The organism is Hymenobacter cellulosilyticus, assembly GCF_022919215.1.
Taxonomy (GTDB): Bacteria; Bacteroidota; Bacteroidia; order Cytophagales; family Hymenobacteraceae; genus Hymenobacter; species Hymenobacter cellulosilyticus.
The window spans coordinates 2,210,273-2,236,523 of sequence record NZ_CP095046.1; the positions used below are offsets into that span (position 1 = coordinate 2,210,273).

A 26,251-nucleotide genomic window follows, 5' to 3' on the forward strand; every position below is an offset into this window, starting at 1 on the left:
TTTTTGCCCCCGCTTGGCCGGCGGCGCGCTTCGGGCCTTTTGTACCTTTGTCGGCCATTCCCGTTTCTTTCCTCTATGCGCATTCTTCACGTACTGTCCGCCGATTTCTTTGCTGGTTCCGTCAGCTACGCCGTGCATCTGGCCGAGGCGCACCGGGCCCAGGGGCACGAGGTGGTGATGGTGTCGGACATGGACCAGTTGCCCACCGGGGCGCTGTGCGTGCAGGCGCCCATTACCAACCGGCGGCATCCGCAGCGGCTGCGCAACATTCTGCTGCTACGCCGCCTGCTGCGGGAGCACCGCATTGAGGTAGTGCACGCCCACTCCCGGGCGGCCAGCTGGGTGGCGTATTTTGCCGTGAAAGGCACTGGCGTACCGCTGGTTTCCACGGTGCACGGCCGTCAGCACCTGCACACTTCCACCAGCCTCTTCGACATCTACGGCGACAAGGTGGTGGCTATTTGCGCCAACCTGAAAACTCACTTGGTAGAGGAAGTGAAGATGCAGCCCGAGAAAATCGTGCTGCTGCCCAATGGTGTCAATTTTGCAGACCAGGCCCCCGAGCTGGCCACCCAGGTCCGGCCCCTGCGGCTCTCGTTTATCGGGCGCTTCAACGGGGGCAAGGGTGAGCGGGCGGCCCAGCTGCTGCAGCACGTATTTCCGGCCTTGCTCCGGGAGTTTGCGGTGCTGCGCGTGGCCCTGGTAGGAGCGGAGCTGGAGCAACTGCCCGCCGCCGGCAAAGCGGCCCTGGCGCAGTTGCAGGCCGAGTTTGGCGAGCGGGTCGAAGTGGTGGGCTTCACCCAGGATGTCCCGCAGTGGCTGCGGCAGTCGGCTCTGGTGGTGGGTGCGGGGCGGGTGGCCATTGAGGCCCTGGGCGCGGCCTGCAGCGTGCTGGCTTTGGGCGAAGCGGCCTACGCCGGCCTGGTGACGGAAGCCAACTACGAGCAAGCCGCCGCGTCAAATTTCGGCGACATTTCGGCCCGACTGCAGCCTACTACTGTCGACTACAACGAGCTGCTGCAGGATGCCCGTACGTTTCTGACCGCGCCCCACCCGGCCGGGGCGGCGCTGCAGGCCCGGGTGCAGCGCGATTATACCCTGCCCGCCGTGGCGGCCCAGGTGCTGGAGGTGTACCGCGGGGCCATGATGCAAAAGCGGGTGCCGGGCTTTATTCCCATCCTGATGTATCACAAGATTCCGCTGGAGCCGCTGCCAACCAAGCACCGCATCTTCGTCACGCGGGACAACTTCGAGCAGCACCTGCAGTTTTTCCAGCGCAGGGGCTTCACGCCCATCACCTTTCTCGACTACCTGGCTTTTGCCAACGGGGAGCGGGACTTGCAGGAGTTTCCGGCCCGGCCGCTGATTCTGACCTTCGACGACGGCTACACCGACAACTTTACGAACCTACTGCCCCTGATGCAGCGCTACGGCTACCGCGGCGTGCTCTACCTACTGGGCGACGAGCAAGTGCGCTACAATTTCTGGGACGTAGACTCGGACCCCACTGAGCCGCGCTGCGAGATTATGAGTCTGGAGCAAAAGCAGGCTTTTGTGGCGGCCGGCTGGGAAATTGGGGCTCACACGCTTCGGCATCCCAACCTGACCACGTTGCCCGCCGAGCAAGCCGCCCAGGAAATAACGGTGAGTAAGCAGCAGCTGGAACAGCAGCTGAAAACCCAAGTGGTGTCCTTTGCCTACCCGTACGGCGGGCTCAATGAAGAAGTAAAGCAACTGGTCAGCCACGCTGGCTTTGCCTTTGGGGTGGCTACCGACACGGGCGGCCTGCACCTGGAAGATGACCGGTTCCAGATTTTTCGGGTCAATATGTTCCCTGAGGAAACAACTAGCACTTTGTTCAAGAAAACCGCGTCCTGGTACCGAAAATACTACCGCTTTAAGCGCAAGAAGTAGCTTTGATACAATAACCAGTTCTTCGCTGACCCACTTAAGCTATAATCCTGCTCTGCCCCACCAACGCCCTTGCACGAAAGCGTTGGTGGGGCATACTTGTTTAAAGTGGTGTTACTAACAAATGATAGTTATTTTGAAAATGCCCTCAATGCAGACAGTCAAAGTGCAGATAAATGTAGTGTTTGGTAGTTTAGCCCCTAAAATATAAGGGTAGTTTATAGATTTTTTAAAGGGTTAGGTGTAAATTGACCTTTGAATAGAAAGGTGGGTACTTACAACCAGGTATTATGAGTCGTTCTGCAGTCCTTCGCCCGAGCTATAGTTTACTGACGCTGGCCGGGCTCATCATTCTCAGCACCGTCGCCGCCTTCGTCGACCTGCCGCACCCCGCTGCCGTAGCCGGCAGCCTCAATGCGGCCGACATGGCCTGGATGCTGACCGCCACGGCCTTCGTGCTCATCATGACGCCGGGTCTGTCGTTTTTTTACGGGGGCATGGTGCGACCCAAAAACGTTATTTCCACCATGCTACAGAGCTTTGTGGCCCTGGGCGTCATCTCTCTGGTGTGGTACTTCGTGGGCTTCTCCCTGGCCTACGGCGACTCCTGGCACGGCCTGATTGGCAACCCACTCACCTTTGTGATGCTGCGCAACGTGGGCACGGCTCCGCATCCGGTCTTGTCGCCGAATATTCCCTTTGTGCTGTTCTTTGCCTTTCAGCTCAAGTTTGCCATTATCACCCCGGCCCTGATTACCGGCTCCTTTGCCGAGCGGGTGCGCTTTAAGGCGTATCTGGCCTTTATGGTGCTGTTCTGCATCTTTATCTACTGCCCGCTGGCCCATTGGACCTGGCACCCCGAAGGCTTCCTGCGCAAATGGGGCGTGCTCGACTTTGCCGGGGGCACGGTGGTACACATTTCTGCCGGTATTGCCTCTCTGGCCGCCGCTATTGTGCTGGGTCCGCGTGCTATTCACGGCCGCAAAACGTCTTTTGTAACGCCCAACGTGCCGTACGTTATTCTGGGTACGGGCTTGCTGTGGTTTGGCTGGTTTGGTTTTAATGCCGGCTCGGCTTTGGGCGCCAACGAGCTGGCGGCCCTCTCGTTTGTGAATACCAACATGGCCTCGGCCGCGGCTCTGGTAGCCTGGCTGCTGATTGAAGTCGTGCGGGGTGGCAAGCCTACCGCGCTGGGTGCCTGCATCGGGGCGGTGGTAGGTCTGGTGGCCATTACGCCTGCCGCCGGTTACGTTACCTACGGGCAGAGCGTGCTGATCGGGGTGCTGGCCGCCCTCATCAGCCAGGCCGCCGTGCACTGGCAGAACAGCCGCACCTCCCTTGACGATACGCTCGACGTGTTTCCCTGCCACGGCTTGGGTGGCATCGTAGGTATGCTGCTCACCGGCGTGTTTGCCGATAAAGTTGGCTTGATCCACGGCTCCATGACCACCTTCAGCTACCACGTGCTAGGTCTGGCCATCGTCATCACTTTTACCTTTGTTGGAGCCTGGATTTTGCTGAAAATCACCGACCTAATCTTCGGATTACGCGTAAAACCAGCCCAGGAAGAGCTAGGTCTCGACCTGAGCCAGCACGAAGAATCAACCTACCATATTGATGAAGAATTCGAGCAAACCTACCGCAAAGAGCAAGTGCGTGAAACGGTAGTGGAGCGGATCTGAGTACTGCCGCGGCAGTAGTGCTGCATAAGGTTATAAGAAGGGGTGGCCGCCGGGGTTGAAGCCGGCGGCCTTTTCTTTTTCGCTGTTTTTCAGGAGCCGGCTTACTCCATCTTGCTCAGGAAAAAAGCCGTCAGAAACCCCAGCACCGTTATCAGACCCGTGAAGTTGTGGGCCGTTTCGAAGGCTTCGGGAATCATCGTGTCGGCAATCATAGCCAGCACGGCACCGGCCGCTACGGCGGTGGTAGCGGCCACTACTTCCTGGGAAAAGTGGCTGAAAATGGTGTAGCCGGCTAGCGACGACAAGCCCGAAATCAGGGCAATGCCCAGCCACAGCAGGAACACGTAGCGCGCCGGGCGGCCGGCTTTTTTCATACCGGCCGCGCTGGAAAGGCCCTCGGGCAGGTTCGACAGAAAAATAGCCACTACCGCCACCACGCTCACGGCTCCACCAGCCAGCAGACTCAGGCCAATAACGATGCTTTCCGGAATTCCGTCGAGCAGGGCCCCAATGGCCAGGGCCATGCCATTGTCGTCCCCGGGTTCGGTGGCTTCTTTCTGGCCCGTCTGCACTTTTTCGCGCTCTACTTTCTGGTGCTGCCCCGAGCGTTTGCGGTGCTTGGCGCCGTGCCGGGCCAGCAGCCAGTTGGCCAACGTGTAGACCGCCGCCCCGCCCACGAAGCCCAGGGCCGTAGAGTCGAGGCCGCCTTTGGCGTAGGCATCCTCCATTAGCTCCAACGACAAAGTGGAAATCAGCACGCCGCTGCCAAAGGCCATAATGGCGGCAATTATGCGGGGGGCAATGTTGGCATAATAGCCAATACCGGCCCCAATTACCAGAGCGGAACCCGAAACCAGGCCCCAAAAGCCGGCTACGGCCCAGGTCGGAAAAGTCATGTGTGCAGGATAAGGAAGCTCGACCCTTATACGCACCTTCGGCTTCTTAGTCCAGCTTACGGCCGAGGTAAACCCCTACCGCCTGAGTATCCGTCTATTGCTCCCGAAACTGGGCTAGAATAGCTGGCAGCTCGGCTTCGTCCACAGACGCCAGCCGCACCTTCTTAAACGGCGCCGTATGCCCGCTCAGCAGCTCCACTCCGGATTTACTCACCCCGAATACCTCAGCCAGATACGCTAGCAAGCAGGCGTTGGCCTTGCCATCTTGAGCCGGAGCCTTTAGGCGCACTGTCAAGCTGCCGTCGTCCCCGACGACCAGCTGATTCTGGCGGCTGTTGGGCTTGGCTTTGAGGTGCAGGATAACGGGCATAAAAAGGCAAAAAGGCCCCGTAAGATACTACGCCGGGTTCTGGGCAGCCGGCTTGCCCAGCCGGGCCTGCCCAAAAGGGCACTGGTCCAGCACCACGCACCGCCCGCAGGCCGGACTGTGAAAATAGCAGCACTTCTGCCCGTGGAACATGAGGGCTTCGTGGTGGTCGTACACTTGCTGGGCGTCCCATTCGGGTGGGAGCAGAGCCGCCAGCAGCTTGTGGGCCGGTCCTTCGCCTACTTTGGGGCCAATCAGCCCTAGCCGCTGGGCCACGCGGTGGTGGTGACTGTCGACGGGCATGGCTGGCAGGCGCAGGGAGCTGAAAAGCAGCGTCGCAGCGCTGGTCTTGGGGCCTACGCCGGAAATCGACTCCAGCCACGCCCGGGCCTCGGGAATAGGCTTTTCGGCCAGAAACGAAAGGTCGCAGGGGCCCCCACAGCGGGTGCTGATTTCGCGCAGCACGGCCTGAATCCGGGGGGCTTTCTGCTCGGGCCAGGTACAGGCGCTAATGGCCTGCTCCACGGCCGCCGTGGGCGCGTCCCGCACTTCTTCCCAAGTCGGAAAGTCGGTGCGCAGCTGCTGGTAAGCCCGGTGCGACTCCTGGTTGCGGGTGCGGTGGGAAAGCAGGGCGCTGATTAGCTCACTGAGCGGGTCCTTGATGCTGAAAAAACGAAACGGCGCGCCGTATTCCGCGCACAGCAGCTCATGAGCCCGCAGGGCCCGGGCCTGGCAGGAAGCAAAATCGGTACAAACGGCTGAGGTAGGCTCCACCCTTCACCTTACGCCCGCTGGCGCGGTGGGTTGCCCTCTCTCTGGTCAGCTTACTCCGAGCCCCGGTTGTAGAGCGAAATGGCCTGCTTGATGTTCTGCTGCTGCTTGCTGCCCAGTACTATGGGCACGATGGCCAGCGGAATACCGGCGTAAATCAGCGGGGAAATGCCCGAGCCCGACTGCCCGGGGTTCAGGGTCGAAAACAGGCCGGCGGCTACCACTCCAGCCGCTGCTATGTAGCTCAGCGTCGTGAAGGTCTGGTATTTGCGTGCCTGCATCAACAGCGCCACGCTGCCAGCATTGTCGGCGGTGGCAATGCTTAGGTTGCGCACGCTCAGGTCCTGAATTGGGCCGTTGTCCTTGCTGAAGTACTCCGTCTTTACCGTGCGGTACATGGGCCCACCGTAGCCGTAGCCACCATAGCCGTAGCCCCCGTAGCGGCCGTAGCCAAAGGGACTGTAGCCACTGCCCGCGTACTGGGTGCTGGTTTGGGAATACAAGCTCAGGCGGCCCACCCGGTCCCGGCGCAGCGTCGTCTCGCGCGAAGATTTCGGCAGCACCGTACGCACGTAATGGCCGCTTTCGTCCTCGTAGAAGCTGATTTCGCTCAGGTCAATCCGCCGCTGGTCGTCGAGCAGCAGGTAGGAGCGTCCGAAAATGGGCTGCTTGGTTTCCACATCGTAGGCCCGGTACACGGTGCCGTTTTTGAGGCCTACCGCAAACTTGCTGTTCTCCGAAGGAATTGGGGAGGCCGGGACTGGTGCCGTCGAGGGGGCGGGTTGAGCCGGGGGCTGGGGCTGCTGGGAAAGCTGGGGCTGCTGCCGGGTCTGGCGGCGGGCCGAATCGGGAACGGTGGGCAGGGTATTGAGCTCACGCGGCGTGTTCTGGGCTAGTACTGCCGTGGGAGTGGCCGCACCCAGCGTCATCAGGAAAAGGCAAAAACGGAACGTCATGAGAAGCAGTAGTTATTCTGGCCTTATGCCAGAATGAGGAAGATTGTGGAAGGGCTGGCCGCGGAAAATCGGGCTGCCGCCAGGGCGCTGTCCGAACACGGCCGGGGCCTCATCCATTCCCAAAGATGCTACGGCCGGGGTAATTAGTTGCAGAGCTCCCGATTTTCAGGATCCTCAGCAACGAGCCAGGCCACTGCCGCCGCGCTTGGAAGCGGCAGGAGTGGCCTGATAATACCTTGTAATGTAATAAGTTGGAAAAGAAGCGGGCTACTTAAGCAGCTGCTCCAGCAGGCTGATGCTGTCGACCATATCAGTGCCGGTTTCAAAGTCGAGGGGCTTGAGAATGTAGCCGCTCACGCCCAGGTTCTGGGCCCGGGCCCGGTCAATGTCCATGGCCGAGGTGGTGGTAATGAAAACGGGAATCTCGCTGAGCGCCGGGTGGCTGCGCAGTTCCACCAAGAACTCGTGTCCGTTCATCTTGGGCATGTTCAAATCCAGCAGTATTACCTCCGGCAGGGGCTCAATGGCTTCGGCTCCGTTACGGCCCAGCAGCAAGTCCAGGGCTTCCAGACCGTTAAAGGCTGTGTAGAGCTTGTGCTGAATGCTGAATTTCTCGAAAGCCTTCTGCACGGTCATCGTGTCAAAAAAGTCATCCTCAACCAATAGTACCGAGCGCATAAGAAAAATCAAGGGGTAGAGGAAAAATCCACTGGCCAGGTCGGGCGGGGCTCAGCCGAAAACGGTGCAAGCTAGTACCTAGATTGCTTTTTCGGTAACGGAAACTTTGGGCCAGGTGAAAATAAAGGCCGTACCCTGACCCGGCTCCGAGCTTACCCGAATGCTGCTCTTCTGCTCGTCCAAAATCTTCTTGACAATGCTCAAGCCAATGCCGGTACTCTCGGCCGTGTTCCGGTCGCGCAGGGTTTGGAAAATCAGGAAGATCTTCTCGTGGTACTCGGGCGCAATACCGGGTCCGTCGTCAGCCACGGTGAACTCATATTCCTTTTTGGCCTCGGTGCAGCTTACCGTGATGGTGCCCTGGCCCTGATGATGGTATTTTACGGCGTTGCTGAACAGGTTGGTGAATATCTGCTGCAAGCTCAGCCGGTCGGTAACTAGCACCGGCAGTGGGGAAGTCACGTTGACCTGGAACGTGGGCGGCACCACCAGTTCCCGCACTTCGTCTACCAGTTCCTGCACAGCCACTTCTTCCAGCTTCTGCTCGGTGCGCCCGATGCGCGCGTACGCCAGCAGTCCGTTGATAAGGTCTTCCAGGCGCGTCAGGCGGCCTTTCATCATGCCCAGGTACTGCCGCATCTGGTCGGAAAGCTCGGCCTTGAGCTCGTCTTCAATCCATTTTACCACGGTCATCACCCCGCGCAGGGGGCTTTCAGGTCGTGGGACGTCACGTAGGCAAACTGGTCGAGTTCCCGGTTTCGGTTCTGCAGGGCCCCAAAGGTGTCGTCCAGGGTCTGGGTCATGCGGTTAAGCGAAGTGGCCAGATTGCCCAAGCTGTCCTTCTCCTTGTCCTTAATCTTGACCTTATAGTCGCCCTGCACCACTTGGTTGGCCAGGTTCTCGATAATCTGAATGCGCTGACTGGTGGCCTGGTTGATGGCGGCTAGCTCCTGCTGCAGTTTCTCGTTGGCCGCAATTTCCTTGGATATCTTCTGAAACAGCCATAGCGTTATCAGAATAGCAATGGTGGCCGAAACAATGATGGTGATGGGGGCAATGGTTTCGTAGAGAGTTTGCTGCCGGTTGCGCTCGGCCAGCAGTTTCAGTTCGCTGGTTTTGATGCCTTCAAACAAGGCAAAAATGGCCCGCATCGTTTGCCGGCCAGTGTCCAGAATGGTCTGAGTCGAGGAGCTGGTAATGGACCGGTCCTGGTTGAGCAGCAGGCGCATGTTGCTGAATTTTTGCTCCACCAGCTGCCGCATCGAGTCCACGCGGGCTGCTTGGCGGGGGTTGTCGGCCGTCATGCGTTCCAGCCGCCCGAAGCTTTCCTCGACTTCCTGCTGCGAGGTACCGTAGGTCTGCAGGTAGGACGTGTCGGCCGTGAGCAGAAAGCCCCGCACCCGCGACTCGGCGTCGCGCACCCGGGAAGTGAGCTGCTCGGCCTCCAGAATCACGCGGTAAGTATGCTCTACGTGGCGGGTTTGCACGGCTACTTGCCGAATGCTCAGAAAGGAGGCCACGGCCGTGAGCAGCAGCACGCCGGCCGCTACGGCAAAGCCCAGCAGGATTTTCGTGTTCAGATTGAGTTGCATAGGCTACAAACCTACGGGCTTCGGGGCACATTCTGGTTCAGCCGTGCCGTAGCTCAAACTGGATGATTTGCGCCAAAGCAAGGGCCCAAACCGTAAAGTTTGCGTGTTACGCTCCCGGGCCCGTAGGCCGTACCGGCCCTGGCTGCGTACCTTCGCCCTAGTCTTTGCCCGCTTTAGCCTATGCCCGCCCTCGACCCGATAACCAGCCCCCAGAACCCGCGCATCAAAAACCTGCTGCGCCTGCAGCAAAAGGCCTCCGAGCGGCGCGAGCAGCAGCTTACCATCATCGAGGGGCACCGTGAGCTGACCATTGCCCACCAAGCGGGCATCGAGATTCGCAGCCTATTTGTGTGCCCCGAGCTGGCCGGCGAAACCCGGCAGCAGGAATTGCAGGCTACGTTGGGAAGCCTGGTTGAGTGGTTTTCGGTGTCCAAAGCCGTGTTTGAGCGGGTGGCCTACCGGGAAGGGTCCGACGGAATTCTGGCCCTGGCCCGCCCCCACAACGCCGCCTCCAGACGCTGGACTTGCCCCCCAACCCCTTATTGCTGATTCTGGAAGCCGTAGAGAAGCCCGGCAACCTGGGTGCCGTGCTGCGCACCGCCGACGCGGCCCACGTTGATGCCGTTATCGTCTGCGACCCGCGCACCGACCTCTACAACCCCAACGCCATCCGCTCCAGTATCGGCTGCATCTTCACGGTGCCCACGGTGGCCTCTACCCGGCAGGAAGTGCTGGCTTGGTGCCAGGAAAACGGCATCCAGACCTATGCCGCCGCCCTTACGCCCACGGCCCGGCCCTATACAGAGTACGATTTCCGCGGCCCCACCGCCTTCGTGATGGGCACCGAGGCCGACGGCCTTACCCCTGAGCTGCGCGAGGCCTGCACCGAAACCATCATTATCCCCATGCGCGGCTACATCGACTCGCTCAACGTGAGCATTGCCACCGCTGTGCTCACCTTCGAAGCCGTGCGCCAGCGGCAGTAAACTCTACCTTTCTCGTCATGGCTATTGAGCACCGCAACTTTCATGTCCACGGCCGGGTGCAGGGCGTGTTTTTCCGCCAGAGCACCCGCGCCGAAGCCCAGCGCCTGGGCCTGACGGGCTTTGCCCGCAACAACGCGGACGGTACGGTCAGCATCGAAGCCGAAGGTCCTGCCGAAGCGCTGGACGCGCTGCAAGCCTGGTGCCACCAAGGTCCGCTCACGGCCCGCGTGGATAGGGTAGAGGTAAGCGGCGGAGAAGTGCGGGGCTATACCGAGTTCGAGGTTCGCCGTTAGGCCCGGTCTTACACCCGCTGAATTCTGCGGACCCACACATCCAGCGCGTCGGCCGCGTACAGGAGCGGGGCTCCGGCCAGCGTAGGCAGGCAGTGGCTTTCCACCACTGTCGATTCCCAAGTATGGAGCGTGGCCGTGCGCAGGGCCCACGGGGCGTGGTACACGTCGCCGCGCCACAAGTCAGAGCCTTTGATGGCGCTTTGCAGGTCGGGTCCAGCCGTGTAGAGATGGTAGCGTTCCGTAAGAAAGTGCTGCAGCGTACCCGGGGCTGAGGCCGGCAGTTGGCGACCGGGTGTCCAAGAAGCGGCGAAGGTGGCTGGGGCTGCGCCCGGGTGCGTACGCTCAGCCTTGGCGTGCAGCGTGCCGTTGGTCTCGGTAAGGGTCATGCGGGCGTGCAGATAAGGCAAGTGAAACAGGTTGCGGGCCGCCCACACGCCCAGCGGCTGAGTGGCATCCAGGGATAAAAACCACACGCCAGGCACCCCATCCAGTCGGGCGTAGGTGCGCACGTTGAGTTCGTGCAGATTGCTTAGTCCCGGCACGGCGGGCAGCCCCAGGGGGCGGATTCCGCTCATGGTAAAGGGCACCACACCCAGCCATGCCTGGCCCTCAAACAAGTCCAGCTCCAAGCGGGTCGGCAGATACGGCTGCAGTACTTCCGGTGCCACCGGCCAGTGGGCGAAAAGCAGCTGGCTCCAACGCTGCCGCATTAGGGGCAGCCGGGGCCGGAGGGGAAGGGGGGCAAAAGTCATAAGCGCAGGTTTGACCTTAACAACAACTCAGCCCCCTGAAAAGCTGAGCCGGCGCAGCAATAAAGCAAAAAGGGATGCAGCCGTCGGCTGCATCCCTTTTCTACTCAAATCGACTAACTGCTTAGTCTACTTTCTTGGCCGAGCGCAGACGCTCGTTCTCGTCGAGCAGGATCTTGCGCATCCGCACCGACTTCGGCGTTACTTCCAGGTACTCATCCTTCTGGATGTATTCCATGGCTTCTTCCAGCGAGAACTGACGCTTAGGAATGATCTTGGCGTTTTCATCCGAGCCCGAAGCACGCATGTTCGTGAGCTTCTTGCCTTTCTGGATGTTAATGGTCAAGTCGTTGGGGCGGGTGTGCTCACCGATAACCTGGCCAGCGTACACTTCCTCGCCTGGATCAACGAAGAACTCACCACGGTCCTGCATCTTGTCGATGGTGTAAGCGGTGCCGGCACCGGTGTCCATCGAAATCAGCGAACCCGAGATACGGCCGGGAATTACGCCTTTGTAGGGCTCGTAAGCCGAGAAGCGGTGGTTCATGATGGCCTCACCAGCGGTGGCGGTCAGCACGTTGTTGCGCAGGCCAATCAGGCCCCGGGCGGGGATGTTGAACTCCAGGTGCTGCAGGTCGCCCTTAGGCTCCATGATGGTCAGCTCGCCTTTGCGCATCGTCACCAGTTCGATAACCTTACCGGCAGTTTCCTCCGGTACGTCTACCACCAGGTGCTCGATAGGCTCCAGACGGTTGCCGTTTTCGTCTTCACGGAACAGAACCTGGGGCTGGCCTACCTGCAACTCAAAGCCTTCACGACGCATGGTCTCGATCAGTACCGACAAGTGCAGAATGCCGCGGCCGTACACGAGGAACGTGTCTTCCTTATCGGTTTCCTTTACGCGCAGGGCCAGGTTTTTCTCGGTTTCCTTGAACAGACGGTCGCGCAGGTGACGCGAGGTCACGAACTTACCTTCCTTACCGAAGAACGGCGAGTTGTTGATGGTGAACAGCATGTTCATCGTCGGCTCGTCGATGCTGATGGTAGCCAGGCCCTCGGGGTTTTCGGCGTCGGCGAGGGTGTCGCCAATGTCGAAGCCTTCGATGCCGGTTACGGCGCAGATTTCGCCCGAGCTAACCTCGGAAACCTTGTTTTTGCCCAGGCCTTCGAAAACTTGCAGCTCTTTGATCTTAACTTTCTTGATCGTGCCGTCGCGCTTCACCAGGCTCATGTTGGCGCCTTCACGCAGCGTACCGCGGTGCACACGGCCGATGGCAATACGACCCACGAACGAAGAGTAGTCGAGCGAGGTAACCTGCATCTGGGGCGTGCCGTCCAAGGTCGGAGCCGGAGGAATGGAGGCTACTACGGCGTCGAGCAGCGGGATGATGCTGTCGGTCTTTACTTTCCAGTCGGTGCTCATCCAGCCCTGCTTCGAGGAGCCGTACAGGGTCACGAAGTCCAGCTGGTCTTCGTTGGCACCCAGGTTGAACATCAGGTCGAATACCTGCTCGTGCACCTCGTCGGGACGGCAGTTTTCCTTGTCGACTTTGTTTACTACCACGATGGGCTTCAGGCCCAGGTCAATGGCTTTGCCCAGCACGAAGCGGGTCTGGGGCATGGCGCCTTCGAAAGCATCGACCAGCAGCAGTACGCCGTCGGCCATCTTCAGTACGCGCTCCACCTCACCACCGAAGTCGGCGTGACCAGGGGTGTCGATGATGTTGATTTTAACGTCCTTATAGCGGACGGATACGTTCTTGGATACGATGGTGATACCCCGCTCGCGCTCCAGATCGTTGTTATCGAGGATCAGGTCGTCGAACTGCTGGTGTTCGTCGAACAGCTTCGAGGCGTGAATAATCTTGTCCACGAGCGTAGTCTTGCCGTGGTCAACGTGCGCAATGATTGCGATATTCCGAATGTTCTGCATACAGATGGTTTTGCGGGTGCAAAGGTAGGCATTTCTGTTGGCAAAAGCCCGAGTTATCAAAATGTTAGCTGATTCAGGCTGAAAGGCACGCCCTTACCTAAACCGAACCGAAGCTCCGCCGCGTATGTTTCCTGCATCAGCAGCGGCTTTGTAGGCGCTGTTTGTGTAGTGTTCAACTTTTTCCTTTGCTCATGCGCACCTCCTTTCTGGTTCTGCTAATTTCTTCTCTAACGCTGAACTCCGCCTGCTCCCAAAAACGCCAGAATCTGGCCGCGGAGAAGCCTCAGGCCCCCACGCAGCCCACCGCTGCGGGCCGGCAGTATCCGAAGGCCCAGCCCGTGTCGCACCGGCCCGACGAGTTTCCAGTGCGCAAGACCGATGCGCAGTGGAAGGCCCAGCTTACCCCGGCCCAGTATTTTATTCTGCGCCAGCAGGGTACTGAGCAGGCGTTCAATAATAAATACTTCGACAACCACGAAAAAGGTTCGTACTACTGCGCCGCCGACCACAACCTGCTCTTCACCTCCGAGGCCAAGTTTGAGTCGGGCACGGGCTGGCCGAGCTTCTGGGCCCCGGCCACTGATAGCAGCCTGAAAGTAACTACCGACAACACCCACGGCATGAGTCGCGACGAGCTGGTGTGCGCCAAGTGCGGCGGCCACCTGGGCCACGTCTTCGACGACGGACCCAAGCCTACTGGCCTGCGCTACTGCATGGACTCGGACGGAATGATTTTTGAAAAGGCCAAGTAAAACTGCCCGATATTTGTGTTGCCAGGCAGCCCGCTGAAGTCCTTCGGCGGGCTGCCTTGTTGTAAGCCCGGCCCGTATTACAGTGCAACGGCTGTGGCTTTCGTCATCGTTTTCATTTTTAGTCTATGACCACCGTCGATCCAATTCACACCTTGCAGCAGCAGCTGGCCTCGGCCCGGGAGCAGCTGGTGACCCACAACGTGTACCAGGGCATTCAGACCCTGGATGACCTGCGGGTGTTTATGCAGCATCACGTGTTTGCCGTGTGGGATTTTATGTCCCTGCTCAAGATTCTGCAGCGTGACCTGACCTGCGTGACGGTGCCGTGGGTACCGCGTGGCAATCCGGCCACCCGCCGCCTGATCAACGAAATCGTGCTGGAAGAGGAAACCGACGTGGACCAGCACGGCCGGCCGGCCAGTCACTTTGAGATGTACCTTCGGGCCATGGAAGAGTGCGGCGCCGACACCCAGCCCATTCGCAAGCTCCTGGACGCGCTGTCGGTGGGAGAGTCGGTAGAAATGGCCTTGCTGCAAGCCAACGTGCCGTACGCGGTGCAGCAGTTCGTGCTCAGTACCTTCAACGTCATCAACACGGGCAAGTCGCACGTGGTGGCGGCGGCCTTCACCTTCGGGCGCGAAGACGTTATTCCCGACATGTTCCGCCACCTGGTAGCCGATCTGGGGACGCGCTTTCCGGGCCAGCTCGAAACCTTCATTTACTACCTCAACCGCCACATTCAGCTCGATGAGGAAGTGCACACGCCCCTGGCCGAGCAGATGGTGCGCGAGCTGTGCGGCAGCACCGAGCAGAGCTGGGAAGAGTGCCGGGAAGTAGCCGCCCGCTGCATGCAGGCCCGGGTGGCCCTGTGGGACGGAATCCGGCAGGCCATGAGCGCCGCCGTGCCGGTTTCGACTGCAGGCTAACTAACTCGTCTTTCTGCGCGTTGTAAGAGGGCAGCTCATACCAGAGCTGCCCTAACTTTTACAACCATGTCGTATCAATCTATATACACTGCGGGCCGCATCTGCCTGCTGACGGGGGCTGCCTGGCTCACGGCCTGCACGGCCAGTCAGGAAAGCAGCGCCGAAGTGGACCGGGCCCCGCTGCCCAGCACTATTCGCACCGATGCCGACCGCCAAGCTGCCTACAATAGCAACGCCGGCTACGGCGGCTCGGCCCCGGATGCCACCCCGGGCCGGGTCGATATTCGGGAGCAGGCGGCCCGCTCCAACGCCCGGCAGCGGGTGGAAAACGTGAATACCAACGACCCCAACAACACCTCCACCGAAACCCGCCTGCGCCGCCTCGATGGAGCCCCGGTAGATACGGTGCGCCGCCTGCCCTAAACCACGCCGGGCCGGCTCTCCTGCAAGAGAACCGGCCCGGTGGTAAAAATCAGCCAAAAAACGCGTTGTCGTTAGCTGTTCGACGCTTCGTTGTCTCCGCCAGCCTCGGCGTTATCCGTTGTGGGGGCGGCAGCCTTTCGGTCACGGCGCGGGGCGCTGCCGGCTGCGGGGCGCGACCGGCGGGGTGCCGGAGCTGCAGCCGCCGGGCGGGAGTTGCCGCCGGCTGCCGACCGATTGCGCTGTGCCGCTGGCTTCGTGTCAACGGCAGTGCCAGTAGGGGCTAGTGTGGAAATGCTATCGGAGCCAGCTACCGAGGCTGCCCCGTCATAGTGCCGCACGATGTTGTGCAAAGCTTCCTCAAACATGCGCTCAGTATCAACGTCTAAGCGCTTGGTGGCATCTTTTACTACTTCTTTGAGCTTGGCTTTCGTTTCTTTGCGGATGCGGTCTACCACTTCCTTCATGCGCAGATCCAGCTCTTTTTGCAGCTGCTTGGCAGCAGCCTTCAGCGACTTTTTCTGACTGGCTTTCTTTTCGGAGCGCTTGTCGACCAGGGAACTGGAGGCGCGGGCGGCAGCTTTATCAGCTTTGCGCTGCGCTTTTTGTTCTGGATCTTTTTTAGCCTTTTTCTCAGGCTGATCCGGAGCAGATTTTTTCATGGGCGGAGGGGATAAATTGAAGGGGCTGACACAAATGCAGCGTCTCGTAACGTTACCGTTCGGCCCAAATATAGACCTATTTACCTGTTGGGCTATGTTAAGGTTTTGAACCACCGCCAATCCTTCGAAAACCTTGTTTCTTTGTGCCTATATAAGCGAATAAGTCCTCTAAATCTTCGCTTCTTCTCTCACTGAATTTCTGTTTTTTCTTTGCGTATGCAATCTGATCCTCAACGCTATACCGTCACGGCTGCGCTGCCTTATGCCAATGGCCCCGTGCATATCGGGCATTTGGCCGGCGTGTATTTACCGGCGGATATTTACGTTCGTTATCTGCGCTCCGCAGGTCGTGACGTCAAGTTTATTTGCGGCTCCGACGAGCACGGCGTACCCATCACAATTCGGGCTCAAAAAGAAGGCGTAACGCCCCAGCAAGTCGTAGATAAATACCACGCTATAATTCGGGATTCCTTCGCCGAATTTGGCGTGTCGTTCGATATTTATTCGCGCACTTCTTCCCAAACGCACAGCGAAGTAGCCAGCGGCTTTTTCAAAAAGCTGTATGAGGAAGGCAAATTCATCGAGCAGACCTCGCAGCAGTATTTCGACGAAAAAGCCGAGCAGTTTTTGGCCGACCGCTACATCGTAGGCACCTGCCCCAACTGCGGTAACGAAAACGCCTACGGTGACCAGTGTGAAAAATGTGGCTCGTCCTTGAGCCCCACCGAATTGATTTCGCCCCGCAGCATGCTCAGCGGCAACCAGCCCGTGCTGCGCGAAACCAAGCACTGGTACCTGCCCCTCGACCAGTACGAGCCCTGGCTGCGCGAGTGGATTGTGGAAGGCCACAAGTCCGACTGGAAAACCAACGTGTACGGGCAGTGCAAATCCTGGATTGACCAGGGCCTGCAGCCCCGCGCCGTCACCCGCGACCTGGACTGGGGCGTGCCCGTGCCCGTAGAAGGTGCCGAAGGCAAAGTGCTCTACGTGTGGTTTGATGCACCCATCGGCTACATTTCCGCTACCAAAGATCTGCTGCCCGATACCTGGGAAACCTACTGGAAAGACAGCGGCAGCAAGCTGGTGCACTTCATCGGCAAGGACAACATCGTGTTCCACTGCATTATCTTCCCGGCGATGCTCAAGGCCCACGGCGACTATATCCTGCCCGATAACGTGCCTGCCAACGAGTTTCTGAACCTGGAAGGCGACAAAATAAGTACGTCCCGCAACTGGGCCGTGTGGCTGCACGAGTACCTGCTGGATTTCCCCGGCAAGGCCGATGTGCTGCGCTACGCCCTGTGTGCCAACGCCCCCGAAACCAAGGACAACGACTTTACCTGGAAAGACTTTCAAGCCCGCAACAACAACGAGCTGGTGGCCAACCTGGGCAACTTCGTGAACCGGGCCGTGGTGCTTACCCACAAGTTCTTCGCCGGCAAAGTGCCTACTATTAGCGGCGAATTGCAGCCCATTGACCTGGAAGCCCTGGCCCAATTGGCCGAGTTTCCGCAGCGCATCGGGGAGCTGATTGACAATTACCGTTTCCGCGACGCCCTGGGCGAGCTGATGAACCTGACCCGCGTCGGTAATAAATACCTGGCCGAAACCGAGCCCTGGAAGCTGATCAAAACCGACGAGGCTCGCACCGGTACCGTGCTGCACGTAGCCCTGCAGATTGCCGCCGGCCTGGTTACGCTTATGGAGCCCTTCCTACCTGCCTCCGCTGAGAAGCTGGGCGAAATGCTGCGGGTAGAAAAAGGCAGCTGGCAAACTGCCGGCCGTCCCAACACACTGACGGCCGGTCACGAAATTGGGGCCGCCGCCCTGCTCTTCGACAAAATCGAAGATGCCACCGTGGAAGCTCAGGTGCAGAAGCTGCTCGATACCAAGAAAGCCAACGAGCTGGCCAACGCCGTAGCTGAGCCCGCCAAAGAAGACGTCAGCTTCGACGAGTTTGGCCGGATGGATCTGCGCGTAGGCACGGTGGTAGCCGCCGAGAAAGTAGCCAAAACCAAAAAGCTGCTCAAGCTCACCGTCGATACCGGCCTCGACCAGCGCACCATCGTCAGCGGCATTGCTGAGCACTTCATCCCCGAGGCCCTAATTGGCCAGCAGATCTTGGTGCTGCTCAACCTGGCCCCGCGCGAAATCAAAGGCATACAGAGTCAGGGCATGCTGCTGCTGGCCGAAAATGCCGATGGTTCTTTACAACTCATGCAGCCCGGCCAGCACGTGCGCCCCGGCAGCCACGTCGCATAATGTAAGCTTTGGTCCTTCCATAGAAACGTGTCATTGCGAGGCGAAGCCGAAGCAATCCGTCCTCTGAAGAGTGCTGAGCATCCTGAAGTGAAAAGCCCCTTTCTACGGCGTGTAGGAAGGGGCTTTCTGGTAAAAAACGTTTGTCACTAGCAGAGGACGGATTGCTTCGTCGTGCCTCCTCGCAATGACACGAGAATTAGCACATCAGCACATTCAACCACATTCGCACATTACCGAGTGTTGACCACGTTCATCGTGCGCTCCAGGCCGATAGTGGCGAAGGACAAGATGGCGTCGGCGGCTTTTTCAATGTGGAGCGCCAGATCAATCTTCTCGTCGGCTGAGAAGGGGTTCAGCACATAATCCACCTGCCGGCCCTTAGGGAAATTGGCGTCCACACCGAAGCGCAGGCGGGCGTATTCATCCGTGCCTAGCGTTTCCTGAATGTGCTTCAGGCCGTTGTGTCCGCCGGCCGAGCCTTTACCTTTCAGGCGCAGCTTGCCGTAGGGGAGGGCCAGGTCGTCGGTGACGACCACCATGTTTTCCTTCGGGATTTTCTCGCTCGTTAGGTAGTGCAGGGCCGCTTTGCCACTCAGATTCATGTAGGTGGTAGGCTTCACCAGCACCAGCGTTTTGCCCTTGTGCTTGATTTCGGTGACGAAGGCGTGGCGCTTGAGCTCAAACCTGGCGTCGTGCTTGGCGGCCAGATAGTCGGCCACCATAAAGCCGATGTTGTGGCGGGTGTCGGCGTATTCGGGCCCGATGTTGCCCAGGGCCATAACGAGAAACTTCATAAGGCGAAATACGGGGTTTTAACGCAAGAAATCCTGCCCCGCCGAAGCAGGACAGGATTTCTGTTGGTTTCCGCAGGGCGGAGAGATATTAACGGTCGCCGCCGGCCATCTGGCCTTTCAGCGCACGTGGGATGGTTACGGTAGCAATCGGAGCCGCGCCGTTGGTCAGGATGGTGTAGTTCTGAGCTTCCACCTTGCTAACCTTAATCGACTTGCCCAGCTCGAGGTCCGAGATGTTTACTTCTACGAAGTCGGGCAGGTTTTCGGGCAGAGCCTTTACCTTCAGCTTACGCAGCTTGCTCACCAGCTTACCACCGGCCAGTACGCCGGGCGAAACGCCCACGAACTTCACGGGAATTTCCATCTTCACTTCCTTGCCGGGCTGCAGCAACAGGAAGTCAACGTGCAGCAGCATTTCGTTCACGGGGTGGAACTGAGCATCCTGCACGATGGCGCGGTATACAGTGCCCTCTACGTTCACGTCTACAACGTGTACTTCGGGGGTGTACAGCAATTCGCGGAAGAGGATGGCCGGAGCCGAGAAGTGCACTTGCTCTTCGCCACCGTACAATACGCACGGAACATACGAGTCAAGACGCAGTGCTTTCGCATCCTTCTTACCGAGATTCGCTCTTTTAAACCCTACAATCTCGAGGCTTTTCATAAGCTTGTGTTTTTGAGAAAAAGTAAATTGTGTTTTCCCGGCCAAGCTGACAATCAGCCCAAAACGGGCCGCAAAGATAGGCGGACTATCCGACAATTAAAACTCGCTCTCAGCTTTGTCGGGATAGGGTAGGGCAAAACCAACCTATTTGGCGGCAGTACCGGCCATCTGCTGTTGCACCAGCTGCTCGGCCTGCTGCCGGTCCTGCAGCACGCGCAGATACGCCACGGCCGGCCGCATCTGGCAGGTGTAGGCTGCCTTGCGGGCGTAGTCGATTGCCTCGGGCAGGCGGTTGTTCATTTCCTCGTACACCGCCAGATTATAAAAGGCCCGGCCTGCTACTACGTGGTTGAGGTTGCGGGCAGCCTGCTGCCAGCGGGCCGCGGCCTGGCTCCAGTCGGTGGCCTGCACGCACTGCCGGGCTTGCTGCATGTGCGCATTCTTCTTGGCGCGGGTGTAAATATTGCGCGACAACGGCACGTAAGACGGCGCAATCCGGCGGGCATACTGGTCGCCGACCCGTAGGGCCACTTCCCGGATGCAGCGCTCCGGGGCGGGCAAGCCGGCCAGCGCAGCTTGGTAAGTGGCGCCCTCGCTGGTCCAGCCCAAATGGTCTTCCTGCCGGGCCTGATCGACTACTATTCCCTCGGGGCCGTAGGTGCGGAATCCGGACACAATGCGCATGTCCATGTGCACCACCGTCACCAGTACTTTGCGGTCGGGCTTGTCTTTCTCCTTAATAACCCGCTCTTCCTGGCGCTTCTGCAGCTGCATGTCGGAGTCGAAGGCTTCGAGCACCACCAGCCCATCGACCTGCGAGGTGCGGCAGACCTTGCGGACGTAGTCAGGAGCCATGGGGGGCAGGAAAAACTCGCGTGTGCGGCCCACGAGCTGCAGGTTGGCCGGAGTCACGCGGAAACGCGGGCTGTTGCGCATCAGAGCCTCGCCGGTACTCAGTACGCAGGCTTCCGCCCCGGCCCGGTCTACCATCGGGCCTTCCCCCGTGAAAATACCCTCCATTACGTCGAAGAACTTGTCGCGGCGGCTGTCGGGCAGAATGCGGTTGGCGGTAGCAATGCGCTGCAGGGCGGGAGGCATGGGTACCGAGGCCGGAGCCAGTGCCTCCAGGTGAACGGTCGTGGTGCAGCTGCTGGCTAGGCCCAGGATGACCATGCTGGCCCAGGCAAAACGGAGTAGAGAATAATTCATAGTCAGAAAAATAAAAACGGAAAGAGGGGAACCTTTCAGCTCCCCTCTTCAACACCGTGCCAAAATTGGCTCTGACTACTATACAACCCAGCCTGAGCTGGTGGTTAGATAAACAGCGAGCTGATTGACTCGTGGGTCACCACGTTGCGAATAGCCTGGGCAAATAGGTTGGCCAGCGAAATCACCTTGATCTTGTGGTTTTCCTCTTTCAGCGGAATCGTGTCGGTAATGACCAACTCTTCCAGCACCGAGTTGCGGATCCGCTCGTGGGCCGGGCCGCTGAGCACGCCGTGGGTAATAACGGCCCGTACCGACTTGGCTCCGCGCTCCATCAAGAGCTCGGCGGCTTTGCAAATGGTGCCGGCCGTGTCCACGATGTCATCCACGAGCACCACATTCATGCCCGTCACGTCGCCAATGACCTGCATCGAGGCAATTTCGTTGGCCCGCAAACGCATTTTGTCGCAGACTACGATTTCGGCGCCGAACTTCTTGGCAAAGGCCCGGGTGCGCACCACGCCGCCTACGTCGGGGAAGCGAAGATCAAATCATCCAGGCCCAGCGACTTTATATAAGGAGCCGAAACAGTAGCTCCATCCAAATGATCCACGGGGATGTCGAAGAAGCCCTGAATCTGGCCCGCGTGCAGGTCGCAAGTCATCAGACGGTCGGTGCCTACGCTCTGAATGAAGTCGGCCACCACTTTGGCCCCGATGCTTACCCGGGGTTTGTCCTTACGGTCTTGGCGGGCGTAGCCGAAGTAGGGCATCACGACGGTAACCGAGGCGGCCGAGGCACGCTTGGCGGCGTCCACCATCAGCATCAGCTCCATCAGGTTTTCGGCCGGTGGGTTGGTGCTCTGAATCAGGAATACGGCGCAGCCGCGCACGCTTTCATTGAAGCTGGGACCGAGCTCCGTGTCAGCGAAGCGCTGAATGCTCAAATCACCGAGCGTAGTACCGTATGCTTCGGCAATTGCTTTACCGAGTTCAGGAGATGCGTTTCCTGCAAAGATTTTAACCTGCTGGGCCATGGAGAGGGGAAAGGAAGCGAAAACGGAATAAACTGAAAAAGCGAAAGGCGCCGATTCTTCCGGGGAGGAAGGATCAGCGCCTTTCGCGTTACTTAGTCGGTTGTCCGACCAGGGCTCGAACCTGGACTTTCTTGAATCAAAATCAAGCGTGTTGCCAGTTACACCATCGGACAATTTCCAAGCGGCTATCGGTGTGGATGTGCCGTTTGGGTGTGCAAATGTACTACGGGAATCATTCAAGGCAAATTTTACCGCAAAAATATTTCAAGTTTTTTTCAGGCACTATCCCCTTAAATATGGCGTTTTTGACCTTATAGGCTGATAATCAGGGTGGATTAAGGCCGAAAAAAAGCTCCGAGCTTTACTCCAAACAGCCTTTGGCAAAGCCGGGATTAAGCCGTAGTTTTGCACCCTGAAAACGTTGCACCCATCCTCTATAAAGACTCGCAATGGCGAATAACGGTAAAATCACCCAGGTAATCGGTCCCGTTGTGGACGTGAGCTTCGCGGGTGAAGGCTCTACGCTTCCCAATATCCTCGACGCACTCGAAGTCACGAAAGACAACGGCCAGGTAGTCATCCTGGAGTGCCAGCAACACCTCGGTGAAGACCGTGTGCGCACCATCGCCATGGACTCAACCGAGGGCCTGACCCGCGGCGCGGTAGTCCGGAACCTGGGCGCCCCCATGTCGATGCCCACGGGCGAAGGCGTGAAAGGTCGTCTCTTCAACGTGGTAGGCTACGCCATCGACGGCATTCCCCAGCCCAAGAGCGACGGTCCGCTGCCCATCCACCGCCAGCCCCCGCCCTTCGAAGATCTGGCCACGTCGTCGGAAATCCTGTTCACGGGTATCAAAGTAATCGACCTACTCGCTCCCTATGTAAAGGGTGGCAAGATTGGTTTGTTTGGTGGTGCCGGTGTGGGCAAGACCGTACTGATCATGGAGCTGGTAAACAACATTGCTAAGGCTTACGCTGGTCTGTCGGTGTTTGCTGGCGTGGGTGAGCGCACCCGCGAAGGCAATGACCTGCTGCGCGAATTCATCGAGTCGGACATCATCAAGTATGGTGAAGAGTTCAAGCACTCGATGGAGCAAGGCGGCTGGGACCTCTCGAAGGTGGACCAGAACGAACTGCTCAAGTCGCAGGCCACCCTGGTGTTCGGCCAGATGAACGAGCCCCCCGGAGCCCGTGCCCGCGTAGCCCTGTCGGGTCTGACCATTGCGGAAAACTTCCGTGACGGTGACGGCACCGGCGCTGGCCGCGACATCCTGTTCTTCATCGACAACATTTTCCGCTTCACCCAGGCGGGTTCGGAAGTATCGGCTCTGTTGGGTCGTATGCCGTCGGCCGTAGGTTACCAGCCCACGCTGGCTACCGAAATGGGCGCCATGCAGGAGCGTATCACCTCGACCAAGCGTGGTTCCATCACCTCGGTACAGGCCGTATATGTACCTGCCGATGACTTGACTGACCCAGCTCCGGCTAACACCTTTGCCCACTTGGACGCTACTACGGTACTGTCGCGGAAAATTGCTGAGCTTGGCATTTATCCCGCAGTAGACCCGCTGGACTCCACCTCGCGCATTCTGTCGATTGAAGTTCTTGGTGCTGAGCACTACAACACGGCTCAGCGCGTGAAGGAGATTCTGCAGCGCTACAAGGAACTGCAGGACATCATCGCCATCCTGGGTATGGACGAACTCTCGGAAGAGGATAAACTGACCGTAACGCGGGCCCGTCGGGTACAGCGCTTCCTGTCGCAGCCCTTCTTCGTGGCCGAGCAGTTCACCGGTCTGGCCGGCGTACTGGTTGATATCAAGGATACCATCAAAGGCTTCAACGCCATCATCGACGGTACTTACGACCACCTGCCCGAGTCGGCTTTCAACCTAGTCGGCACCATTGAGGATGCCGTAGCCAAGGGTGCTAAGCTGATGGCGGAGGCCAAGTAATATTTCTAATGTGGGGAATGTGCTGATGTGGGCAATGTGAAATGATTTTCACACCACCCCCAGCACATTCATCACATTTCCACATTTCTCACATTAGAAACCATGCATTTAGAAATCATCACGCCGGACCGGAAAGTATTTGAGGGTGACGTCGTATCGGCGCAGTTTCCGGGTACCGACGGGCTGTTTGAGGTTCTGAACAACCACGCCCCGCTGATCAGCGCCCTGAAGTCGGGCAACATCACGGTGACGGGGGCTGCCGGCCGCGAATCCTTCCGCATCGAAGGTGGCGTGGTGGAAGTGCTCCGCAACAATGTGATTGTACTGGCCGAAGGCGTAGTGGCATAAGCTGCTATTTCCTCCAATTTTTGAAGCCCCACATCTGGCAACAGGTGCGGGGCTTTTTTGTGGCTGGTACTCACAGACGGAACAGCAGTGGTGGGGCTGGAAAAAGGATGCAATTTGAGTAGCTTGCGATACTCCTTCAATCCTTATTGGTGCCTTATTTATGCGTAAGATCCTGGCAGTTTCCCTGCTGACCCTGGTCTCCCTTACCGGCTATGCCCAGACGTATCAGATTGATTTTCGGCGAGCCATGCAGACCCAGGATACGGCCAAGGTCCGAAAGGTGCTGACCACCTGGCAGCAGAAGAAGCCGCAGGACCCGGACTGGTACGTAGCCAACTTTAACTATCTGCTAAAGAAAGCCTACCGGGTTGAAGTAAGCTCAAACCCGGGCAAGCCGGGCGGTCTAGTGTTCAGCAAGCCCAACGGGGAAGCGGCCGGCTCCATCAGTGAGGGCTACGAGCCAACGCTGCTGGCTGCCGCACGCACCACGCTGCGCGAAGGAATTCGGGTGGCCCCGACCGGCTGGATATGCGCTTTGGCTTGGCTAAGACCTACGAGATGACCGGGGAGGCAGCGGGGGAAATTGAGGTGCTGACGGCCGCGCTGGCCGACCGGCAAGCCAGCAATAAACCCTGGCGGTGGAAGGACGGAGCCGCTTTGCCCGCGGCGGAAAAAGTTTTTGTGCCCGAGAGCATGGAGGAATACATGTTGCCCTACTGGCAGATGCAGAATTCTGAGGCCGATGAAGTGGTGCGCCAACTGGCTGAACTACTGGGCAAGTACTACCCGGAAAGCTCCTTGGCTCCGTTTAATCTGGGTACGTACTACGCGCAAAATAAGCAGTGGCAGAAGTCGTTGGAGCTGTTTGAGCAGGCCAACACCCGCAAGCCCAACGACTGGCAAACCTTGGCTAACTTGACCAAGGTGGAAATTGAGCTGGGCCACAAGACTCAGGCCCAGCAGTACCTGGCAGCGCTGCGCAAGTTGCCGGAGGGCCGCCCGGCTGCTGCCGACCTGAGCAAGGAAATTCGGGAAATGAAATAGCGCATGGCTCCGGCAGCGGCCGTACCTTGCCGTCATATTCGCCGTTTGCCTTCGTGTGCTCATGAAAATCACCCCCAAAATCACCCCGATTTACCAGACCTCCGTCTTCAAGTTTGATGACTTAAACGAACTGGAGCAATATTTTGGGGAGCCGGGCAGCCGGTATATGTACTCGCGCAACGGCAACCCGAACTCCGACGAGCTGGCCGAGGCGGTCAATAAGCTGGAGGGTGGGGTAGGGGCCATTGCTACGGGTTCGGGGATGGCCGCCATTTTTGCTGCTATTTTGGCCTATTGCCAGGCCGGGGACCATGTGCTGTGCGCCGCTGATATCTACGGGGGCTCATCGTCATTGTTGAACGCTGAACTGAGCCGGATGGGTATCACCGTCACGTATGTGCCGTTTGAGCAGCTCTACACACTGGATGAATTTGTGCAGCCCACAACGCGGCTGCTACTGGCCGAAACCATCAGCAACCCGCTGCTGCGCGTAGCCGACCTGCAGAGCCTGGCCACCGAGTGCCACCGGCACGGGTTGAAGCTGGTAGTCGACAACACGTTTGCCTCGCCCATTATTACCCGGCCGCTGGAGCTCGGCGCTGATATTACGCTGCACAGCGTAACCAAATACATTGCCGGGCACAGCGACGTGACGGCGGGCGTAGTGGTAACCAACGACGCGGAAACAGCAGCCCGGCTTAAGCAAATCGGCGTATTTTATGGCCTCACGTTAAGCCCCATGGAAAGCTGGCTGGCGGTGCGCGGCCTCAAGACCCTGCGGCTGCGCATGCGTGAGCATAGTGCCAACGCCCTGGCCATTGCCCATTTTTTGGCTGCTCACCCAAAAGTGCGGCAGGTCAATTACCCGGGTTTGGATGCCCACCCGCAGCACGCGCTGGCCCGGGAGCAGGGGGCCGGACAGTTTGGGGGCATGATGTCGTTTTTGCTGGCGGATGAGGCCTCGGCCGTCAATGATTTGATGCACCGCACCAAGCGGTTTCCCTTTGCGCCCTCCCTGGCCGGCGTCGATTCGTCCTTGTCGTACCCGCTGGGCACTTCCCACCGCTACCTGAGCTCCGAGCAGCAGCAGGAGCTGGGAATTACCGTGGGGTTGGTGCGCTTGTCGGTGGGTATTGAGCCCCTGGAAGAGCTCTTGGCCGACCTGGCGCAGGCCCTGGATTAAGTGACAAACCGGCCGAAATAGACAGAAGCAGACAACTTATTAAGTCTGATTAGTCGAGGTCAGTTGATTGATATTCAAGGTTGTAATAGTGTAAATCAGCCCAAGTAAAAGTCTGTAAGGAGCGTTTTTTGCCGTTGCGTTTGCCTGGAAGGTGCCGTATTTCGTCCTGGTACTACGGTACTGCT

The 26,251-nt window shown here is 58.8% G+C and carries 27 protein-coding genes, 1 tRNA gene and 1 pseudogene; 14 read left to right on the plus strand and 15 right to left on the minus strand.

Features of this window, described 5'->3' with window-relative positions; genetic code table 11:
* Nucleotides 1-75 precede the first annotated feature (75 nt).
* A complete protein-coding gene (locus MUN79_RS10750; protein ID WP_244677652.1) occupies nt 76-1,914 on the plus strand; it encodes a polysaccharide deacetylase family protein in 1,839 nt (612 codons plus the stop codon).
* 287 nt (nt 1,915-2,201) lie between these two features.
* Nucleotides 2,202-3,593 (plus strand): ammonium transporter, encoded by a 1,392-nt coding sequence (locus MUN79_RS10755; protein WP_244677653.1) that lies wholly within the window; start codon nt 2,202-2,204, stop codon nt 3,591-3,593.
* Nucleotides 3,594-3,694: 101 nt separating this feature from the next.
* Here MUN79_RS10755 and MUN79_RS10760 read toward each other — a convergent pair whose 3' ends face one another.
* The 7 genes from MUN79_RS10760 to MUN79_RS10790 all read right to left on the minus strand — a co-directional run bounded on the left by MUN79_RS10760 (nt 3,695) and on the right by MUN79_RS10790 (nt 8,853).
* Nucleotides 3,695-4,489, minus strand: coding sequence for a ZIP family metal transporter (locus tag MUN79_RS10760; RefSeq protein ID WP_244677654.1), 795 nt, complete (start codon nt 4,487-4,489; stop codon nt 3,695-3,697).
* Between the two features lie 94 nt (nt 4,490-4,583).
* Nucleotides 4,584-4,859 carry a DUF167 domain-containing protein gene (locus MUN79_RS10765; RefSeq protein ID WP_244677655.1) on the minus strand — a complete coding sequence of 92 codons (276 nt, stop codon included), beginning with the start codon at nt 4,857-4,859 and terminating at the stop codon, nt 4,584-4,586.
* A 27-nt stretch (nt 4,860-4,886) separates the two neighbouring features.
* Nucleotides 4,887-5,630 carry an endonuclease III domain-containing protein gene (locus MUN79_RS10770; RefSeq protein WP_244677656.1) on the minus strand — a complete coding sequence of 248 codons (744 nt, stop codon included), beginning with the start codon at nt 5,628-5,630 and terminating at the stop codon, nt 4,887-4,889.
* A gap of 50 nt (nt 5,631-5,680) precedes the next feature.
* Entirely contained in the window at nt 5,681-6,583 is a 903-nt protein-coding gene (locus tag MUN79_RS10775) for a hypothetical protein (RefSeq protein WP_244677657.1), read from the minus strand.
* Between the two features lie 267 nt (nt 6,584-6,850).
* Nucleotides 6,851-7,261 carry a response regulator gene (locus MUN79_RS10780; RefSeq protein ID WP_244677658.1) on the minus strand — a complete coding sequence of 137 codons (411 nt, stop codon included), beginning with the start codon at nt 7,259-7,261 and terminating at the stop codon, nt 6,851-6,853.
* Nucleotides 7,262-7,339: 78 nt separating this feature from the next.
* Nucleotides 7,340-7,954 carry a sensor histidine kinase gene (locus MUN79_RS10785; protein WP_244677659.1) on the minus strand — a complete coding sequence of 205 codons (615 nt, stop codon included), beginning with the start codon at nt 7,952-7,954 and terminating at the stop codon, nt 7,340-7,342.
* Entirely contained in the window at nt 7,954-8,853 is a 900-nt protein-coding gene (locus MUN79_RS10790) for a CHASE3 domain-containing protein (RefSeq protein ID WP_244677660.1), read from the minus strand. Before MUN79_RS10790 ends, MUN79_RS10785 begins: the two co-directional genes overlap by 1 nt.
* A gap of 180 nt (nt 8,854-9,033) precedes the next feature.
* Between MUN79_RS10790 and MUN79_RS10795 the strand changes: the two genes are divergently transcribed.
* From MUN79_RS10795 to MUN79_RS10805, 3 genes are read left to right on the plus strand one after another with little or no spacing between them, the layout of a single operon-like run.
* The gene (locus MUN79_RS10795; RefSeq protein ID WP_244677661.1) at nt 9,034-9,402 is read left to right on the plus strand and encodes a hypothetical protein; all 369 of its coding nucleotides are present in this window, start codon (nt 9,034-9,036) and stop codon (nt 9,400-9,402) included.
* Entirely contained in the window at nt 9,378-9,839 is a 462-nt protein-coding gene (locus MUN79_RS10800; RefSeq protein ID WP_244677662.1) for an RNA methyltransferase, read from the plus strand. The genes MUN79_RS10795 and MUN79_RS10800 overlap by 25 nt, the downstream gene beginning before the upstream one ends.
* Before the next feature lie 17 nt (nt 9,840-9,856).
* Nucleotides 9,857-10,132: an acylphosphatase gene (locus MUN79_RS10805; protein WP_244677663.1), complete on the plus strand. Its 276-nt coding sequence runs from the start codon at nt 9,857-9,859 to the stop codon at nt 10,130-10,132.
* Between the two features lie 8 nt (nt 10,133-10,140).
* Here the strand turns inward: MUN79_RS10805 and MUN79_RS10810 are convergent, their stop codons facing one another.
* Both MUN79_RS10810 and typA read right to left on the minus strand, forming a co-directional pair.
* Complete coding sequence (locus tag MUN79_RS10810) at nt 10,141-10,884, minus strand: YqjF family protein (protein WP_244677664.1); 744 nt, start codon at nt 10,882-10,884, stop codon at nt 10,141-10,143.
* A 121-nt stretch (nt 10,885-11,005) separates the two neighbouring features.
* The gene (gene typA / locus MUN79_RS10815) at nt 11,006-12,814 is read right to left on the minus strand and encodes a translational GTPase TypA (protein WP_244677665.1); all 1,809 of its coding nucleotides are present in this window, start codon (nt 12,812-12,814) and stop codon (nt 11,006-11,008) included.
* A gap of 191 nt (nt 12,815-13,005) precedes the next feature.
* On the opposite strand from typA, the gene msrB reads away from it, so the two are divergent.
* The 3 genes from msrB (at nt 13,006) to MUN79_RS10830 (ending at nt 14,915) form a co-directional block, all read left to right on the plus strand.
* Nucleotides 13,006-13,566 carry a peptide-methionine (R)-S-oxide reductase MsrB gene (gene msrB / locus MUN79_RS10820; protein ID WP_244677666.1) on the plus strand — a complete coding sequence of 187 codons (561 nt, stop codon included), beginning with the start codon at nt 13,006-13,008 and terminating at the stop codon, nt 13,564-13,566.
* 125 nt (nt 13,567-13,691) lie between these two features.
* Nucleotides 13,692-14,492, plus strand: a complete 801-nt coding sequence (locus tag MUN79_RS10825) for a DUF3050 domain-containing protein (protein ID WP_244677667.1) — start codon at nt 13,692-13,694, stop codon at nt 14,490-14,492.
* A gap of 66 nt (nt 14,493-14,558) precedes the next feature.
* Entirely contained in the window at nt 14,559-14,915 is a 357-nt protein-coding gene (locus tag MUN79_RS10830) for a hypothetical protein (RefSeq protein WP_244677668.1), read from the plus strand.
* 71 nt (nt 14,916-14,986) lie between these two features.
* On the opposite strand, the gene MUN79_RS10835 is transcribed toward MUN79_RS10830, so the two are convergent.
* Nucleotides 14,987-15,574 (minus strand): hypothetical protein, encoded by a 588-nt coding sequence (locus MUN79_RS10835; RefSeq protein ID WP_244677669.1) that lies wholly within the window; start codon nt 15,572-15,574, stop codon nt 14,987-14,989.
* 216 nt (nt 15,575-15,790) lie between these two features.
* Here MUN79_RS10835 and metG point away from each other — a divergent pair, with 216 nt between their 5' ends.
* Entirely contained in the window at nt 15,791-17,836 is a 2,046-nt protein-coding gene (gene metG, locus MUN79_RS10840) for a methionine--tRNA ligase (RefSeq protein ID WP_244677670.1), read from the plus strand.
* Between the two features lie 230 nt (nt 17,837-18,066).
* Here the strand turns inward: metG and pth are convergent, their stop codons facing one another.
* The 5 genes and pseudogenes from pth to MUN79_RS10865 form a co-directional block, all read right to left on the minus strand.
* Complete coding sequence (pth, locus tag MUN79_RS10845) at nt 18,067-18,630, minus strand: aminoacyl-tRNA hydrolase (protein WP_244677671.1); 564 nt, start codon at nt 18,628-18,630, stop codon at nt 18,067-18,069.
* A gap of 88 nt (nt 18,631-18,718) precedes the next feature.
* On the minus strand, nt 18,719-19,294 hold the full coding sequence (locus tag MUN79_RS10850; RefSeq protein WP_244677672.1) for a 50S ribosomal protein L25/general stress protein Ctc: 576 nt from the start codon (nt 19,292-19,294) through the stop codon (nt 18,719-18,721).
* A 144-nt stretch (nt 19,295-19,438) separates the two neighbouring features.
* Entirely contained in the window at nt 19,439-20,503 is a 1,065-nt protein-coding gene (locus MUN79_RS10855; protein ID WP_244677673.1) for a DUF6340 family protein, read from the minus strand.
* Between the two features lie 104 nt (nt 20,504-20,607).
* A pseudogene (locus MUN79_RS10860) lies at nt 20,608-21,536 on the minus strand (ribose-phosphate pyrophosphokinase).
* A 100-nt stretch (nt 21,537-21,636) separates the two neighbouring features.
* Nucleotides 21,637-21,709: transfer RNA gene (locus MUN79_RS10865), tRNA-Gln, on the minus strand.
* Nucleotides 21,710-21,985: 276 nt separating this feature from the next.
* Here MUN79_RS10865 and atpD point away from each other — a divergent pair.
* From atpD to MUN79_RS10890, 5 genes are all read left to right on the plus strand, one after another.
* Nucleotides 21,986-23,491, plus strand: a complete 1,506-nt coding sequence (gene atpD, locus MUN79_RS10870; RefSeq protein WP_244677674.1) for a F0F1 ATP synthase subunit beta — start codon at nt 21,986-21,988, stop codon at nt 23,489-23,491.
* Between the two features lie 102 nt (nt 23,492-23,593).
* Nucleotides 23,594-23,839 (plus strand): ATP synthase F1 subunit epsilon, encoded by a 246-nt coding sequence (gene atpC, locus MUN79_RS10875; protein ID WP_244677675.1) that lies wholly within the window; start codon nt 23,594-23,596, stop codon nt 23,837-23,839.
* A 160-nt stretch (nt 23,840-23,999) separates the two neighbouring features.
* Nucleotides 24,000-24,401, plus strand: coding sequence for a hypothetical protein (locus MUN79_RS10880; protein WP_244677676.1), 402 nt, complete (start codon nt 24,000-24,002; stop codon nt 24,399-24,401).
* On the plus strand, nt 24,368-24,883 hold the full coding sequence (locus tag MUN79_RS10885; RefSeq protein WP_244677677.1) for a tetratricopeptide repeat protein: 516 nt from the start codon (nt 24,368-24,370) through the stop codon (nt 24,881-24,883). The genes MUN79_RS10880 and MUN79_RS10885 overlap by 34 nt, the downstream gene beginning before the upstream one ends.
* A gap of 61 nt (nt 24,884-24,944) precedes the next feature.
* The gene (locus tag MUN79_RS10890) at nt 24,945-26,066 is read left to right on the plus strand and encodes a trans-sulfuration enzyme family protein (RefSeq protein WP_244677678.1); all 1,122 of its coding nucleotides are present in this window, start codon (nt 24,945-24,947) and stop codon (nt 26,064-26,066) included.
* The last annotated feature ends 185 nt before the right edge of the window (nt 26,067-26,251 follow it).

Bases quoted from the DNA above. Each gene is read 5' to 3' on its own strand.
- MUN79_RS10775 (WP_244677657.1), bottom strand. From the start codon at position 6,583: ATGACGTTCCGTTTTTGCCTTTTCCTGATGACGCTGGGTGCGGCCACT.
- MUN79_RS10830 (WP_244677668.1), top strand. From the start codon at position 14,559: ATGTCGTATCAATCTATATACACTGCGGGCCGCATCTGCCTGCTGACG.
- MUN79_RS10785 (WP_244677659.1), bottom strand. From the start codon at position 7,954: ATGACCGTGGTAAAATGGATTGAAGACGAGCTCAAGGCCGAGCTTTCC.
- metG (WP_244677670.1), top strand. From the start codon at position 15,791: ATGCAATCTGATCCTCAACGCTATACCGTCACGGCTGCGCTGCCTTAT.
- MUN79_RS10885 (WP_244677677.1), top strand. From the start codon at position 24,368: ATGCGCTTTGGCTTGGCTAAGACCTACGAGATGACCGGGGAGGCAGCG.
- MUN79_RS10880 (WP_244677676.1), top strand. From the start codon at position 24,000: ATGCGTAAGATCCTGGCAGTTTCCCTGCTGACCCTGGTCTCCCTTACC.
- MUN79_RS10790 (WP_244677660.1), bottom strand. From the start codon at position 8,853: ATGCAACTCAATCTGAACACGAAAATCCTGCTGGGCTTTGCCGTAGCG.
- MUN79_RS10825 (WP_244677667.1), top strand. From the start codon at position 13,692: ATGACCACCGTCGATCCAATTCACACCTTGCAGCAGCAGCTGGCCTCG.
- pth (WP_244677671.1), bottom strand. From the start codon at position 18,630: ATGAAGTTTCTCGTTATGGCCCTGGGCAACATCGGGCCCGAATACGCC.
- MUN79_RS10810 (WP_244677664.1), bottom strand. From the start codon at position 10,884: ATGACTTTTGCCCCCCTTCCCCTCCGGCCCCGGCTGCCCCTAATGCGG.
- MUN79_RS10835 (WP_244677669.1), bottom strand. From the start codon at position 15,574: ATGAAAAAATCTGCTCCGGATCAGCCTGAGAAAAAGGCTAAAAAAGAT.
- atpC (WP_244677675.1), top strand. From the start codon at position 23,594: ATGCATTTAGAAATCATCACGCCGGACCGGAAAGTATTTGAGGGTGAC.
- MUN79_RS10855 (WP_244677673.1), bottom strand. From the start codon at position 20,503: ATGAATTATTCTCTACTCCGTTTTGCCTGGGCCAGCATGGTCATCCTG.
- atpD (WP_244677674.1), top strand. From the start codon at position 21,986: ATGGCGAATAACGGTAAAATCACCCAGGTAATCGGTCCCGTTGTGGAC.
- MUN79_RS10805 (WP_244677663.1), top strand. From the start codon at position 9,857: ATGGCTATTGAGCACCGCAACTTTCATGTCCACGGCCGGGTGCAGGGC.
- msrB (WP_244677666.1), top strand. From the start codon at position 13,006: ATGCGCACCTCCTTTCTGGTTCTGCTAATTTCTTCTCTAACGCTGAAC.
- MUN79_RS10780 (WP_244677658.1), bottom strand. From the start codon at position 7,261: ATGCGCTCGGTACTATTGGTTGAGGATGACTTTTTTGACACGATGACC.
- typA (WP_244677665.1), bottom strand. From the start codon at position 12,814: ATGCAGAACATTCGGAATATCGCAATCATTGCGCACGTTGACCACGGC.
- MUN79_RS10890 (WP_244677678.1), top strand. From the start codon at position 24,945: ATGAAAATCACCCCCAAAATCACCCCGATTTACCAGACCTCCGTCTTC.
- MUN79_RS10750 (WP_244677652.1), top strand. From the start codon at position 76: ATGCGCATTCTTCACGTACTGTCCGCCGATTTCTTTGCTGGTTCCGTC.
- MUN79_RS10795 (WP_244677661.1), top strand. From the start codon at position 9,034: ATGCCCGCCCTCGACCCGATAACCAGCCCCCAGAACCCGCGCATCAAA.
- MUN79_RS10755 (WP_244677653.1), top strand. From the start codon at position 2,202: ATGAGTCGTTCTGCAGTCCTTCGCCCGAGCTATAGTTTACTGACGCTG.
- MUN79_RS10760 (WP_244677654.1), bottom strand. From the start codon at position 4,489: ATGACTTTTCCGACCTGGGCCGTAGCCGGCTTTTGGGGCCTGGTTTCG.
- MUN79_RS10850 (WP_244677672.1), bottom strand. From the start codon at position 19,294: ATGAAAAGCCTCGAGATTGTAGGGTTTAAAAGAGCGAATCTCGGTAAG.
- MUN79_RS10765 (WP_244677655.1), bottom strand. From the start codon at position 4,859: ATGCCCGTTATCCTGCACCTCAAAGCCAAGCCCAACAGCCGCCAGAAT.